Origin of the sequence: Acinetobacter indicus, assembly GCF_009914475.1 — a bacterium.
Classification (GTDB): domain Bacteria; phylum Pseudomonadota; class Gammaproteobacteria; order Pseudomonadales; family Moraxellaceae; genus Acinetobacter; species Acinetobacter indicus.
This window is the reverse complement of record NZ_CP045198.1, coordinates 2,636,749-2,651,146: the sequence shown is the minus strand read 5'-3', so window position 1 is coordinate 2,651,146 and position 14,398 is coordinate 2,636,749. Positions and strand designations below refer to the sequence as shown.

General features: G+C 48.3%; 14 protein-coding genes. 5 read left to right on the top strand and 9 right to left on the bottom strand.

All coding sequences use genetic code 11. The features are described 5' to 3' along the window. Positions 1-18: 18 nt before the first annotated feature. The gene (locus tag GA693_RS13065) at positions 19-1,719 is read right to left on the bottom strand and encodes an NAD-dependent malic enzyme (RefSeq protein ID WP_160241730.1); all 1,701 of its coding nucleotides are present in this window, start codon (positions 1,717-1,719) and stop codon (positions 19-21) included. 367 nt (positions 1,720-2,086) lie between these two features. Between GA693_RS13065 and GA693_RS13060 the strand changes: the two genes are divergently transcribed. Then, positions 2,087-2,692 carry a hypothetical protein gene (locus GA693_RS13060; RefSeq protein WP_160241731.1) on the top strand — a complete coding sequence of 202 codons (606 nt, stop codon included), beginning with the start codon at positions 2,087-2,089 and terminating at the stop codon, positions 2,690-2,692. A 3-nt stretch (positions 2,693-2,695) separates the two neighbouring features. Here GA693_RS13060 and GA693_RS13055 read toward each other — a convergent pair whose 3' ends face one another. Next, positions 2,696-2,974, bottom strand: coding sequence for a DUF2798 domain-containing protein (locus GA693_RS13055; protein WP_005181365.1), 279 nt, complete (start codon positions 2,972-2,974; stop codon positions 2,696-2,698). Positions 2,975-3,158: 184 nt separating this feature from the next. Between GA693_RS13055 and argS the strand changes: the two genes are divergently transcribed. Both argS and GA693_RS13045 read left to right on the top strand, forming a co-directional pair. After that, entirely contained in the window at positions 3,159-4,949 is a 1,791-nt protein-coding gene (gene argS / locus GA693_RS13050; RefSeq protein ID WP_160241732.1) for an arginine--tRNA ligase, read from the top strand. 85 nt (positions 4,950-5,034) lie between these two features. Continuing rightward, positions 5,035-5,655 carry an SPOR domain-containing protein gene (locus tag GA693_RS13045; protein ID WP_075168056.1) on the top strand — a complete coding sequence of 207 codons (621 nt, stop codon included), beginning with the start codon at positions 5,035-5,037 and terminating at the stop codon, positions 5,653-5,655. 45 nt (positions 5,656-5,700) lie between these two features. Here the strand turns inward: GA693_RS13045 and GA693_RS13040 are convergent, their stop codons facing one another. Both GA693_RS13040 and GA693_RS13035 read right to left on the bottom strand, forming a co-directional pair. Then, positions 5,701-6,360 (bottom strand): glutathione S-transferase family protein, encoded by a 660-nt coding sequence (locus tag GA693_RS13040; RefSeq protein WP_160241733.1) that lies wholly within the window; start codon positions 6,358-6,360, stop codon positions 5,701-5,703. A gap of 131 nt (positions 6,361-6,491) precedes the next feature. Then, the gene (locus GA693_RS13035) at positions 6,492-7,439 is read right to left on the bottom strand and encodes a pirin family protein (protein ID WP_160241734.1); all 948 of its coding nucleotides are present in this window, start codon (positions 7,437-7,439) and stop codon (positions 6,492-6,494) included. 318 nt (positions 7,440-7,757) lie between these two features. Here GA693_RS13035 and GA693_RS13030 point away from each other — a divergent pair, with 318 nt between their 5' ends. Continuing rightward, positions 7,758-9,026 (top strand): GGDEF domain-containing protein, encoded by a 1,269-nt coding sequence (locus tag GA693_RS13030; RefSeq protein ID WP_016658966.1) that lies wholly within the window; start codon positions 7,758-7,760, stop codon positions 9,024-9,026. A gap of 207 nt (positions 9,027-9,233) precedes the next feature. Here GA693_RS13030 and guaA read toward each other — a convergent pair whose 3' ends face one another. Then, complete coding sequence (guaA, locus tag GA693_RS13025; protein WP_016658965.1) at positions 9,234-10,802, bottom strand: glutamine-hydrolyzing GMP synthase; 1,569 nt, start codon at positions 10,800-10,802, stop codon at positions 9,234-9,236. 220 nt (positions 10,803-11,022) lie between these two features. After that, complete coding sequence (locus GA693_RS13020; protein ID WP_016658964.1) at positions 11,023-11,439, bottom strand: DoxX family protein; 417 nt, start codon at positions 11,437-11,439, stop codon at positions 11,023-11,025. A gap of 193 nt (positions 11,440-11,632) precedes the next feature. Here GA693_RS13020 and GA693_RS13015 point away from each other — a divergent pair, with 193 nt between their 5' ends. Continuing rightward, entirely contained in the window at positions 11,633-12,271 is a 639-nt protein-coding gene (locus GA693_RS13015) for a DedA family protein (protein ID WP_005181345.1), read from the top strand. Here the strand turns inward: GA693_RS13015 and GA693_RS13010 are convergent. The 3 genes from GA693_RS13010 to GA693_RS13000 all read right to left on the bottom strand — a co-directional run bounded on the left by GA693_RS13010 (position 12,268) and on the right by GA693_RS13000 (position 14,323). After that, a complete protein-coding gene (locus GA693_RS13010) occupies positions 12,268-12,861 on the bottom strand; it encodes a LysE family translocator (RefSeq protein WP_016658963.1) in 594 nt (197 codons plus the stop codon). The genes GA693_RS13015 and GA693_RS13010 overlap by 4 nt on opposite strands. A 219-nt stretch (positions 12,862-13,080) precedes the next feature. Further along, entirely contained in the window at positions 13,081-13,473 is a 393-nt protein-coding gene (locus tag GA693_RS13005) for a hypothetical protein (protein ID WP_005181343.1), read from the bottom strand. A 7-nt stretch (positions 13,474-13,480) separates the two neighbouring features. Further along, a complete protein-coding gene (locus tag GA693_RS13000) occupies positions 13,481-14,323 on the bottom strand; it encodes a ParA family protein (protein ID WP_160241735.1) in 843 nt (280 codons plus the stop codon). Between the last annotated feature and the right edge of the window lie 75 nt (positions 14,324-14,398).

Sequence of the window (14,398 nt, the reverse complement as noted above, 5' to 3'; positions counted from 1 at the left end):
GTTGTGTTTGTCTATATTTTAGAAGGTAATCCGGCGATAACTGCGGTATTCCGGTTTCCAGAAATTCGCCTCAATCGCCTCTGCCAGTAACTCGTCACTGATTACCGGCGCTACACCGGCCAGCATCGCCGCTTTAGCCACTTTAAAGGCAATAATTTTCGAAACCTTCTGGATTTCATTTAAATCCGGCAGCAGATCGGCCGCTGGATCGAGCAGCATCGGCGAACAGTCTGCCAGTGCATTACTCGACGCCATCAGCATACTGTCTGTGACTCGGGTCGCGCCGGAGGCGACTACACCCAAACCAATACCCGGGAAAATATAGGAGTTATTACACTGTGAGATATGATAAATCTTGCCATGATAATTCACCGGTGCAAATGGACTACCAGTTGCAATCAGCGCCTTACCTTCAGACCATTGCAGGATATCAGCCGGCACCGCCTCAACCCGCGAAGTTGGGTTCGACAGTGGCATTACAATTGGTCGCTCACAATTCTCGGTCAGGGTGCGAATAATTTCTTCGGTAAACAGCCCCGGCTGACCTGATACGCCAATCAGTACCGTTGGTTTGGCATGTTTGACTACATCGAGTAGTGAAATCATGTCATCGGCATTGCCCCAGGCTGCAACCCGTTCAGGCGGCTGTGCCAGTTTGCGCTGGAAGTCCAGCAGATTCGGCTGGTTTTCGGTGATCAGGCCAAAACGGTCAACCATAAATACCCGCGCACGCGCTTCGGCATCGCTTAAACCTTCATACATCATCTGCGCAATAATCTGCTCGGCTATGCCGCTACCAGCAGAACCGGCACCGAGGAAAGCCACCACCTGATCTTTCAGCTGTTTACCAGCGGCACGTGAGGCAGCAATTAAACTGCCCACCGAAACGGCTGCGGTGCCCTGAATATCATCATTAAAACAGCAAATCTGGTCACGATATTTGTTTAACAATGGCATGGCATTGTTCTGAGCGAAATCCTCAAACTGGATCAGCGCTTTTGGCCAGCGGCGCTGGATCGCGGCAATCACTTCATCAACAAAGGCATAGTATTCATCGTCGGTAATCCGCGGCTGATTCCAGCCCATATAAATTGGATCATCCAGCAGTTGCGGGTTGTTGGTACCTACATCTAAAGTAATTGGCAAGGTATAAGCCGGGCTGATCCCACCACATGCGGTATATAAGGATAATTTGCCAATCGGAATCCCCATCCCACCAATCCCCTGATCACCAAGACCTAAGATGCGCTCGCCATCAGTGATTACAATCACCTTCACGTTTTTCTTGTTCACATTTTGCAGAATGTCATCAATATGGCCGCGGTCCGGATAGGCCAGGAAGATGCCACGATGACGGCGGTAAATATCAGAAAAACGCTGGCAGGCTTCGCCAACCGTCGGGGTATAAATAATCGGCATCATTTCACTTAAATGATGCTCAATTAAGTGATAGAACAGGGTTTCGTTGGTGTCCTGAATATTTCTTAAATAAATATGCTTGTTGATGGCATCGTTAAACGACACATATTGCTGATAGGAGCGCTGACTCTGTTCTTCAATGCTCTCGATGGCATGTGGAAGTAAACCGTGGAGATTAAAATGGCGGCGTTCCTCTTCTGTAAATGCACCGCCTTTATTAAGCAAAGGCAGCTCCAGAAGCGTGTTTCCGGCATAAGGGATGTAAAGCGGTTTTTTGGTGGCTGAATTCGCTGATGTCATTTCCAATCTCATTATTCGATGATCCAGAAGGAGGCTCAAAGCAAAAGTTCCTCTGGGAGATAAGCTAGCTTAGCCCGTTTTGAGGACAATAGGGTATTTAGAAAATTGATAATGATTTGTGGATAATTTAGGTACTGAATAAATTTGTCCAATCCGGCATTCAGTCACGACATAAGGCTTTCCCAAAGCCGAAAATGCGGGTTTTTTGTACCCAGATCAATCCCCTGCCTGTTTAGCTTACAAATCTCCGCCCCTGCTGGATGTAGTTTTTCGCTGTTTTTCTGTTACATGCAGCCAGTGCAGATTTTTCAATTGGCCTCAATTTGGGTATGCTCTGGAGCAAAACACAACGACATATTTAAAAATCATGTATATCAAGCCATGGATTGCACTGGGCGGTTTGGCCGCTGTGCTGGGGTTAGGCGGCTGCCAGACCCTTTCCAATACCACTGAAAAAGTCAGCGATCAGGTGACCGGTTTATTCTCCGCTAAAGACAAAGCACCGAAAATCGACAAAGACGGCGTGGTCGATATCAGTAAAAAAACCCTGGAGCAACTGGAAAAATTTACTGCCAGCATGCCCACTCAACAATGGGTCTATATTGAAAATGAACAGCTGGGACGCTATCAGCTGAAAAACAAGGCTCAGGATGGAGTGATTCTGACTCTGGCCCTGCACTGCAAGATCAGCAGCCAGCGACCAACCTTCTCGCTCAGCAGTGCCGAAGGCAAGACATTGTTAAAGGCTTATGATCCGAATACCGGACAGATCCAGTTCCTGCTCGACAATCAGAATTATGGCAATCCTTTTAATGTACATACCGATGAGCCATTGAAACACTTCCAGGCAGCCATTGCGCAGGCCAAGGTGATCAAGATTTTTAATGCCTCCCGGCTTTATACCTTCCAGAATGGCAATGCCGATCTGCTGAGTAAACCGGTGTCCTGTCAGGAGTCTGGTGCATCGGGCTAAATGCTATTTGGGTGCGCCCGGCATATCCACCAGCATCGCGGTAAAACGGCGCACCAGCGGCAACACCACCAGCACCACCGGAAAGGCAATGGCCCAGGAAATCATCCAGTTCTGGAACCACAGTGTGATCAGCCCTTCGACCCAGCCCAGCGCACGCAGCATATTGACCATTGAAATAATACCGCTCATCAGGCCAGACAGCAGCAGCGGCATAATAATGCCCGCCCATTTTGCTGGCAGTTTAGGAATATTGGCGATAATTACAGGACGTTTGGCGTGCATGCGTGCTCCTACAGCGGGACAAATCCGTCATTGATCAGGTCATTTCATGGCCATGGTAGCATTTTCAGGCTACAGATGGCGCAGAATGTCGGACAATCTTCATTCACTACAAATGGGTTCACCTAAAGACAGTGAAATTTGCTATATTTGCTGTTTTTCTGCGACATTTATTTTTCGACTGATTATGAATACGGCAATCCAAGCAGCTCTTGAACATGCAGTGCAATCCCTTCAAGCAGAAGGTGTCCTCCCAGCAGACTGGAACAACACCAGTAATTTGACGCGAACCAAAGACCGAAGCCACGGTGACTTTGCCTCAAATATCGCCATGATTGCCTCTAAAGCTGCGGGCATGAAGCCGCGTGATCTGGCCGAAAAAATTCTGGCTGCATTGCCAGAAGTGGCAGATATCAGCAAAGCAGAAATTGCCGGTCCGGGTTTTATCAACTTCTTCTTAAATGCCGACCAGCGTTTTGCCATTCTTGATCAAATCCAGGCACAGCAAGACCAGTTTGGTCGCACCAAGGTCAACGCGGGCAAACGTATTCAGGTTGAATTCGTTTCTGCCAACCCGACGTCCAGCCTGCACGTGGGTCATGGTCGCGGTGCCGCTTACGGCATGACCGTTGCCAACCTGCTCGAAGCCACTGGCGCGACCGTAGATCGTGAATACTATGTGAACGATGCCGGCCGTCAAATGGATATTCTGGCAACATCAACTTACTTACGTTATCTGGAACTGACCGGTCAGGAACTGGTGTTCCCGAAAAATGCCTATCAGGGTGATTACGTCAAAGAAATCGCGCAAAGCATTATCGACCAGGATGGGGATGCTTATGTACGTCCAGTGGCCGATGTCTATAAAGATGTGCCGGAAGATGTGCAGTATGCAGCCGAGCCGGATGCAGAAGGCAACAAGGTGGTCCTGTCTGGCGATAAAGAAAAACATATTGATGGTCTGATTTTCAATTCACAGACTTTAATTGGCGAAGGCTATCGCGTGTTCCATCAGGCGGCTTTAAAAGCCATTCTGGATGACATTAAAGATGACCTCGGTGAATTTGGCGTAACCTTTAACCAGTGGTTTAGCGAAGCCTCTTTAACTGAAAAAATTGATGAAGCGCTGCAAACGCTGGATCAGCGCGGTTATCTGTATGAGCAAGAGGGCAACATCTGGTTTAAATCGACTGAGTTTGGCGATGAAAAAGACCGCGTGGTCAAACGTCGTAATGGTCAAACCACTTATTTCGCTTCAGACATTGCGTATCACCTGAACAAATTACAACGTGGCTATACCGACCTGATTGATATCTGGGGCTCTGACCACCACGGTTATATCTCTCGTGTAAAAGCCGCGATTGCTGCGATGGGGTATGATTCGAAAAAACTGACTGTTTTACTGGTACAGTTTGTGAGCTTATGGCGCGGCGGCGAGATGGTACAGATGTCTTCCCGTTCTGGCCAGTTCGTGACCTTGCGTGACCTGCGTAAAGAAGTCGGTAACGATGCAGCGCGCTTCTACTATGTCATGCGTAAATCTGAACAGCACATCGACTTTGACCTGGATTTAGCAGTCTCACAAAGCAAAGACAATGCGGTGTATTACATCCAGTATGCGCATGCCCGTATCTGCCGTATGCTGGAAAAAGCAGCCAGCACAGGCGTGAATTTTAATGCGCTTGACGCGCGTCAGTTTGCGGCCAAGCTGGAACTGGAGGCTGAAACTGAAATTCTGGCCAAGCTGGCGGCCTATCCTGAAATTGTGACCCGTGCTGCCAATGCCTGCGAACCCCATCAGGTTGGTAACTACTTGAAAGAATTAGCAGCTTTATTCCACGGCTGGTATAATGAACACAAAGTGCTCAATGATGATGCTGCGCTTACTCAAGCCCGCTTATTGCTTTCAGTAAACGTACAACAAACCTTGCGCAATGGTTTAGAATTATTAGGTGTTTCTGCACCTGAAAGCATGTAAACCAAGACATTCTTCTGCTGGGCAGGCGTACCATCACGCACCTGTCCAGCCAATCAGCCAATAATCAGAATAAAGAGGTTCCCTCGTGTTTGGAAAAACGCAACGCGGTGTATCAGAACGACCAAATAAGCCCAAAAAACCACTCATTCCGACCTGGTTAGGCACACTGGTGGTGATTCTGGTCGTGTTATGTTTCGCAGTGGCCTTAATGCTGTGGAAGCCGTGGGAACCTGTGCCACCAAAAGGCCAGATCACTTCTGAACATTATCAGGAAGACACCAACAAGGATTACCGCTTCTATGACCTGCTGCCCCAGCAACAGGTAACACCAATTCCGGAGCAGGCCGTACCTGAAACCCAGGAACAGACGGCAGTGGTGATTGTCGAAGCGCCAATTGTTGAGCCGGCAGCGCCCGCAGCCGCCAGTGAAGCGACGGCGGGCATCACGCCAACTGAACCGCCCGTGGCCGCGCCTGCCAGCTATATTCTGCAGGTCCGCAGCTATACCGATCCGGATGCCGCCGATGCACGTCGAGCTGAAATTATTCTGAATGGTCTGTCCGCCGATGTGGTCAAAACCGTAGAAGGTGGTGAAACCTGGTATCGGGTAATTTCGGGGCCATATACCTCTGCAGAGGCGGCGCTAATTGCTCAGCAAACCCTGCAACATAGCGGGATTGATTCGATTGTGGTGAAACGCCAATAATAAAAAAGATGCGCAAGCATCTTTTTTTATAGCTTCAAATTTTGTTTAGGCCAACTGTGCCTCTAGCTTCTGTTCACGAGCGAACGCCCGCTGATAGCCCTCGCGCTGTGCCAGTCGCTGCAGATAACGCTCAATCTGCGGATATTTGCCATCAGTACGGCTTTGCAAGGCCTGTAGCGGAAAGGCCATCTGAATATCGGCAAAGGAAAATGTGCCGGCAAAATAGTCATGTGTGGCCAGATAATCTTCCAGAAACTGGATATGATCTTTGAGTCGCGGCTGAATAAAACCCTGCTGGATACCTTCACTGACTTTTGCTGCCACCGGACGAATCAGCCAGGGTGCGCGCTGCGGCACTTTACTGGCCACCAGCTGCATCACCAGCAATGGCATCAGTGAACCTTCGGCATAGTGCATCCAGTAACGGTACTGCTGCTGATCGGCCGGACGTGTTGGCTTGAACTGCTGCGCCACATCATACTGTTCCTGTAAATACTCTAAAATCACCGCAGATTCGGCAATCGGCTGCTCACCATCTGTCAAAATTGGTGCTTTACCCAGCGGATGCACCCGTTTTAACTCTGGTGGCGCGGCAAAACTCGGTAAACGGCGATAAAATTCAATCTGATAAGGCTGGCCCAGTTCTTCCAGGGCCCACAAAATACGGAAGGAACGCGACTGTTCCAGATGATGCACAGTAATCATAATGATACTCTGATTGTTTTTCTTGAAATAAAGAACCACCGGCTACCTTGACCGGTTGCAGCAACTCAGCATCATCAAGCCCATCCATCGATCGCGACGCTTGGGCCTGAAGTTCAATTCATCATGCCTGCTTAACGTGAAGCACGCATTTTATCTGGCAGGGCCGGTGCTTCCAGCCGTGGCCCATTATAATCTGGAATGCTGCCAAAACGCGGGTCCTGATTGACCCACTGGTCACGTGCCTCGCTCAGCTCGTCCTGGGTACGTCCGACAAAGTTCCACCATAGTAAAATCGCGGATTCAAATGGCTCACCGCCCAGTAACAGTACGCGTGCACCCTGGTGCAGTTCAATCTCAATGTCCTGCAGACCCGGCTCCAGCACCACCATATTGTCTTCGTTCAGTTCATGCTGGTTAATATGCGCCGTGCCTTCTAGCGCCATAAAGCCATATTCAAAGGCCGGATTCAGCTGAAGCCGGGTGCGCACCGTTTCGGCCGCAGTTAAGTCCACTGCCAGTAACGGGCTATGCACCTCAACCGGCGAGCGGATTTCCAGAAACTCTCCGACCAGTACGGTAAATTCAACCCCATCTCGTGACACCACCGGTAATTCAGGATAATGGTCAAAACGCGGCGGCATATTGCGCCTGGCATCCGGCAAGGCAATCCACAGCTGGGCCGCATGCATGTGGGTTTCCTGCTCTGGCGCGACTTCGGTATGCGAAATCCCCTGCCCGGCTGTCATCAGGTTGACCTGTTTCGGCCGGATCAATTGTTTGGAGCCGATACTATCGGTATGCATGAGGGTGCCTTCAATCATCCAGGTAAAGGTTTGCAGGCCAATATGCGGATGTGGTCCGACATCTAGCCCGTCACCCTGCGGAAAGCTGACCGGACCGGCATGGTCTAAAAAGCACCAGGCGCCAATCATGCGTTTATGACGGCTGGGCAAGGCGCGTTTAATGACGGTGCCCTGCCCGATTTCTGCACGGCGCAGCGGCACTTCCTGAATAAACTGCTGGATATATTTTTCACAATCGTCTGAATGGGACAGTTCGGTATAGTTGGCATTGGTCATAGTTGTATCCTAACTCTGGCGATGTTCCATGTCGCTCATCTTGTTGTTTATCTTATACGCGGATGCTGCATGAGTTTGCTATAGTTCAGTTAATATGCAGCATTCTCCTGGCAGAACAATCAAAAAATCGCTTTTTGTTGTAAGGATTCATGTGAGCACCAGCGCACAATTTCCTCTCTTTTCCTGCCGTTTTGAGGCTTTTTTTCAGCAAATTACCCATATTTAGGGAGGTCTTTTTTTAATCGTCAAAGCTATACTATTACTTTGATTTTATTAAAGACTTGGGGCAATTCTATGAAGATGGGAAATCGGACTAGAATGTCGACGAATTCAACAGATCTTGCACCCGATGATTCTGATCGACATATTTTACAAGCGTCAGAGTGCGACCTGGAAAGTCGTCAGGCCCTGGAACAGGCCCTGCAAGATCCGGCTGCCCGTATTCCGCCCCAGTTTGAAGACTATTTTTATAAATTCCAGACCATTCACCAGAAGCTGTATTTACAACAGGTCAATCACATTGGCCAGCTGGCATTTTTACTGTACTTTTTCGCCGATTATTTTGTACTGCCCGATGTCAGTCTGCTCTCCGGTATCGCCAGAGTCATCGTGATTGTACTGGCCATCAGCATTAATTATTTCCTGTTCAAATATGTGAAAGATATCCGGATCCATGACCAGATTTTACCGGTCGGCACGCTGGTTTGTGCCGGCCTGTGGTTTTATCTGATGTCCTTGTCGAACAGCCCCTATATCGATATCTATATCTATGCCTCGGTCATTTTTGTGGTGCTGGCCAATTTGTGTATTCAGGTGCGCTTTAAGCCGGCGCTATATACCTCGTTTTTAATCAGTACCGTGGTGTTTTTAGGCGTATCTAACTTAACCAGCGCCATTGAAACCATCATTTTTGCGCTGGTCTATCTGCCAATCTGGCTGTTCAGTTTATATATCAGCTGGACCAATACCCTGAATGCACGGCGTAATTTTCTCAGAACCATGCTAAATGACTGGAATTTCCATATTCTGCAAGAGTTGGCGCATACCGACGAGCTGACCCAGCTCAGCAACCGCCGCCAGTTTGTGCATATTGCCGAGCATAAGGTACATGAATGGCCGCAGCATGCTTCGACCTGCCTGCTGATGTTTGATGTCGATTATTTCAAGCAGATTAATGACACCCATGGTCATGATGTCGGTGATCAGGTGCTGCAGACCATTGCTGATATTGCCCGTAAGGAAATGCGGCGCAAGGATATTCTGGCGCGTTTTGGTGGCGAGGAATTTACCGCTTTACTCACCGAAACCAGTCTGCAGGATGCACTGCTGATTGCCGAACGTTTAAGAACCAAAATTGCCCAGCACCGGATTTATATTGGCCAGAATATCAGCCTGAATTTTACCGTTTCGATTGGCGTGTCTGAGCTCAAAGCCGAACAGCCTGATTTAACCACATTAATTAAAGAAGCTGATATTGCCTTATACGCGGCCAAACAGCATGGGCGTAATTGTGTACTGCACTATGATATTGGCATGAGCGAACCGAAAAAACCGGCCTGCCCGTCCAATATTTCCTGGGTGGTTTAAATACAAAAAGAGCGCCGAGGCGCTCTTTTTTAAATAATTTCGGGCTTCTAAACTGCCGCGCACCTTGCGCCGATTTTAAAAGCAATGCTTTAAAATGGGCTCATGGCGTAATTCAGGCACAAAGCAATGCTTCGTAAAACCCCACTGCCGCGGGCACAGCCCTTGGCGTAATTCAGGCGGACAGCAGTACTGTCCGAAAGCCCTGAATTACTCCCATTCAATTGTTGCAGGTGGTTTAGACGATACGTCATATACCACACGTGAAACGTCTTTAATCTCGTTCATGATACGAGTTGAAATACGATCTACCAGATCATATGGCAGGTGCGCGAAACGTGCTGTCATAAAGTCAACTGTTTCAACGGCACGCAGGGCAACAACCCAGGCATAACGACGGCCATCACCCACCACCCCAACAGATTTCACTGGCTGGAATACAGCAAAGGCTTGTGCAGTTTTGTCATACCAGCCGCTGGCACGCAGTTCCTGCATAAAGATGTCATCAGCCAGACGTAAAATGTCGGCATATTCTTTTTTCACTTCACCCAGAATACGCACGCCCAAACCTGGACCCGGGAATGGATGACGGTAAATCATGCTGTGTGGCAGACCTAAAGTGGTGCCCAGTTTACGTACTTCATCTTTAAACAGGTCACGTAACGGTTCAACCAGTTCAAAAGCCAAATCATCCGGTAAACCACCCACGTTGTGGTGTGATTTAATTACATGCGCCTTGCCCTGTTTGCTGGCGGCAGATTCAATCACGTCTGGATAAATCGTACCTTGTGCCAGGAATTTCACACCATCTAATTTACGTGCTTCTTCAGCAAACACTTCAATAAATTCACGACCAATAATCTTACGTTTCGCTTCAGGATCAGTGACCCCTGCCAGTGCAGACAGGAAACGATCTTCCGCATCGGCGCGAATCACGCGGATCCCCATGTTGTCAGCAAACATTTGCATAACCTGGTCGCCTTCGTTTAAACGCAGCAAACCGTTGTCTACGAATACACAGGTCAACTGATCGCCAATTGCTTTATGCAGCAATGCAGCAACCACAGAAGAATCCACACCGCCTGACAGACCCAGCAGTACTTTTTCATCGCCAATCTGTTCACGTAGCTGTTCTACACGCAGGTCGATAATGTGCTCTGGTGTCCACAGACCGCGACAGCCACAAATCTGGTGTACGAAGTTCGACAGTAATTCCGCACCTTTAGAAGTGTGCGTTACTTCCGGGTGGAACTGGATGCCGTAGAAACGACGTGTTTCGTCAGATACCATGGCAATTGGGCAGCTTGGAGTTTGCGCTGTCACCTGGAAACCTTCCGGAATACGGGCAACTTTATCGCCGTGGCTCATCCAGACATGCAGCTGGTTTTCACGGTCTTGCAGGTTACCAATCAGCTGGTCACGCACCACGATGTCTACTTCTGCATAGCCAAACTCATGGACAGTACCTGGCTCAACTTTACCGCCAAGCTGTTCGCACATGGTTTGCAGGCCATAACAAATGCCCAATACCGGCACACCCAGTTCAAACACCACTTGTGGTGCACGCGGGCTGCCTTCCTGGTGAACGCTTTCAGGTCCACCCGACAAGATGATACCGTTTGGATTAAATGCACGAATGTCTTCTTCAGACATGTCATAGGCATACATTTCAGAATATACGCCAGCTTCACGAACACGACGTGCGATGAGCTGACTATATTGAGAACCGAAATCCAGAATCAGGATACGATCTTCAGTAATTTGAGTATTGGTAGTCATGACAAACAACTATGAGAGGCAAACGAATATAAGCGCCGTATTCTAGCATTTTTTCTGCGCATTAAACACAAGATTCAGATCAGTCTGTGTGGATCTCCGAATCAGGCCGCTACCGGCAGATGTTCTCGACCCTCTTCTTTATTATCTATTTAGGCAAAAAATAAGGCAGCCGGAGCTGCCTGTACTGAATGACGGGAAAATTATTTCCCTACATTGCGTCTTATTTTTCAATCAGATGATCCAGGCTCAGTTTACCTGCACCTTGCAGCACCAATAGCAGGAAACCACCTGAAATCGCCAGGTTCTTCATCAGGTTAACCGCATCTTCCGGTGCGCCATGGAACATAAATGCAGTCAGCAAACTGAATACTGCCAGTGCCAATGCCACCAGACGGGTTTGCAGACCCAGTAAAATTGCCAGACCACCACCCAGCTCCAGCAGAATCACCAGCGGTAACAGGCCACCCGGCACCCCCATCGCTTCCATATAGCCCACCGTTGCGCTATAGCCGGCAATTTTGCCCCAGCCCGACACAATAAAAATATAAGCCAGCAAGACACGCGCCAGTAGCAGCGACAGGTTGTTTAAGGCAGGGGTTTGAAAGATTTTGGCAACCACAGTATTTGGATTAAACATGAGAGAACCTAGAGCAGATCAGTAAAAAGATGCTGCTATCTTAGGGACTGGCCGAATATCAAAAAATCACCATTTCAAAGATGTATCGTTGCAAATTTAGAATGATGACAGCGGAAATTTATTTACGTTTTTCTACTGACTTTCACCAACCGGACTGATAGGATTTGACTACATTTCTGCTTGTTTTTCCCTCATGGAACTGATTGATTTTATCCTGCATGTTGATGCGCATTTACTTGAGTTCATTACCAATTATGGGGTCTGGATTTATGCCATCCTGTTTCTGATTATTTTTGTTGAAACCGGTCTGGTGGTGATGCCCTTTTTACCGGGAGACAGCCTGTTATTTGCAGCCGGTGCGCTGGCGGCCTCGACCGGTGCCATGGATCCGTGGTTATTGGGCGGCTTACTGTTTATTGCCGCTGTCTTGGGCGATACCCTGAACTATCATATTGGTAAATATATTGGGCCACGGGTATTTGAAATTGAATCACGCTTTATTAATAAAAAACACCTAATTGCCACCCAGCAATTCTTTGCCAAGCATGGCGGTAAAACCATTATTTTTGCCCGTTTTGTGCCTTTTGCCCGCACCTTTGCCCCTTTTGTTGCCGGTGCCGGGAGCATGAACTATAAATACTTTCTGACCTATAACGTAGTGGGCGCTTTCTGCTGGATTGGCTCATTTATTACCCTGGGTTATCTGTTTGGTAACATGCCAATTGTGAAAGAGAATTTTACCTATCTGATTTTTGGCATCATTATTTTAAGTGTCTTGCCGGGGGTGATTGGTTTTGCCCGCCAGAAGCTGAAAAAGCAGGTCCGCGCTTAAGCGAAAAAGCGCAGAATAACCGGAAAAGCACACAGCACCAGCAACATGGCCGATCCTTTATACAAGAGATCGGCTTTTATTTGCTTGGATTCTCCCGATAAAATCGCGCGACCAAAAGACATCCAGAACAGCGCAGTCGGCAACAGCACCAGACAGAACACTGCATAAACCATCAAGAAATTGGTCGGATTATCCCAGGTTTCAGTCGGTAAAATCCCGGCAGCAAAAAGTAGTGCCTTGGGATTTTTTAAGGTGGCAAAAAACAGCTGATGCGGGCGGATAGACGGGTTGAGCTGGTTATGCTTGACCAGATGCGCATGCTTCCACAAATGAAAAGCCGTCCACAGCACATATAGTGCGCTCAAGCCATGCAGAATATGGCTTAAATACGGCCAGATTGGGACGGTCAGATGAATCAGCAGCGCCCACAAACTGATGGCATATAAATAGCCAAGCAGCTCGGCAGGCACAAATAAACTGGTTCTGGCAATTCCATGTTGATGTGCTGAACTTGCAAGCAAAGCATTGGTTGGTCCCGGAATAAGCAGAACCGCAATCATTGCCAGCACAAACAGCCAACTTTCAATCATAGACACCTGAAATTACCTGAAATTAGGCGCACACCTTATATTAATTTGATAAAAACTGACAAGTTTTTCTCACGACTGGGAGGATATTTGGACAGATAAAAAAGCCTTTATTTTTATTTAAATTTAAGATTTTTAATAATTTTTTCTGAAACATTTTGCTAAGATTTTTCACGCCGTGACTCGCATAAACTGCCAGCCCAGCGTGAAAAATGCGAAGCCTTAACTGGCCTGCTTGGTGCGTACAACAATTGGACAGCCTTTAAAACGCGCCGCCTGCACAATGGCTTCCTGCTCGCCCAGCACCCGTGCCAGTTCAGTATTTTTGGTATTCGATGATTGTCCCATATTGACCGAAACACTTGGGCCAATGCCCCAGCCGCCACGACTGCCCCAGCCTCCGCCAAGACCCACCCCCACACCAACGCCGGTCCGTTTAGGCGCCTGTACGCCCTGATCAATATAGGACTGAATCCGGTTATATTCGCTTTGCAGCTGCTGGCAGTTCAGCGCCTGATAATGTGTAGGCGAGACATAGGTCGGTTTAACCGTCGTGGCACAGGCACCCAGCAGCAAGGTTCCGGCAGCCAGCAGGCTGATATACAGTGTTTTCATGCCCATCTCAGGATTGTTTCTGTTCAATCTCATTGAACAACGATTGATAGGCCTGCGTCAATTTATGATCTGTAGCAAAATGAATAAGCGGCAGATTTTTATGATGCGACTCTTTCATGATGACTGAGGGTGGCAGCATGCTGTTAAATACCGGTAACTGCTCCTCTTTCAGCTGCTCGACCACTTCTCGTGGCAGCTTGGCCTGAGCCTGGAACTGGTTCACTACAATGCCTTCAATCTCCAGCTCGGCATTATGGTCTTCCTGGGTTTCCAGCACATTTTCAATCAGGCTGTGCAAGGCACGTTTGGAAAATACATCGCAGTCAAACGGAATTAATACCCGGTCAGCCGCAATCAGTGCCGACAAGGTAAAGAAGTTAAACGCCGGCGGTGTATCAATAAAGACCCGCTCATAACGCCCGGCCAGTGAGGCCAAGGCATCCCGCAATTTATAGATTTTATGTTTGCTTTCTAAGGCATGGGTCAGACTGCCCAGGTCCGGACTGGCTGGAATTACATCCAGATTTGGAAAGGGCGATTGATGCACATAGGCTTCCAGACCTTTGGCGCGGCTTTTTAAGATCGAGCCCAAGGCATTGCCAATTAAGCCTTTGCTTTGGGTATTGCCCAGCACTTCTTCAAAATAGTTCTGGATATTTGGCTCTAGTGCCGGCTTATGGGTGGAATAGGTGGCATCATCCCCCAGTAAATACTGGCTGGAGTTGGCTTGCGGGTCCAAATCAATGACCAGGGTTTTAAAGCCCTGATGGGCACTGATGGCGGCCAGATTGACCGTAATACTGGATTTTCCAACGCCGCCTTTCTGGTTAAAGACCACACGTGTTCGCATGTCTATCCCTCTGATTTTATATTCTAATTGGCTCAAGTGTAGCGAAGTATAGCCGAGAGATAGACATTATTGTCG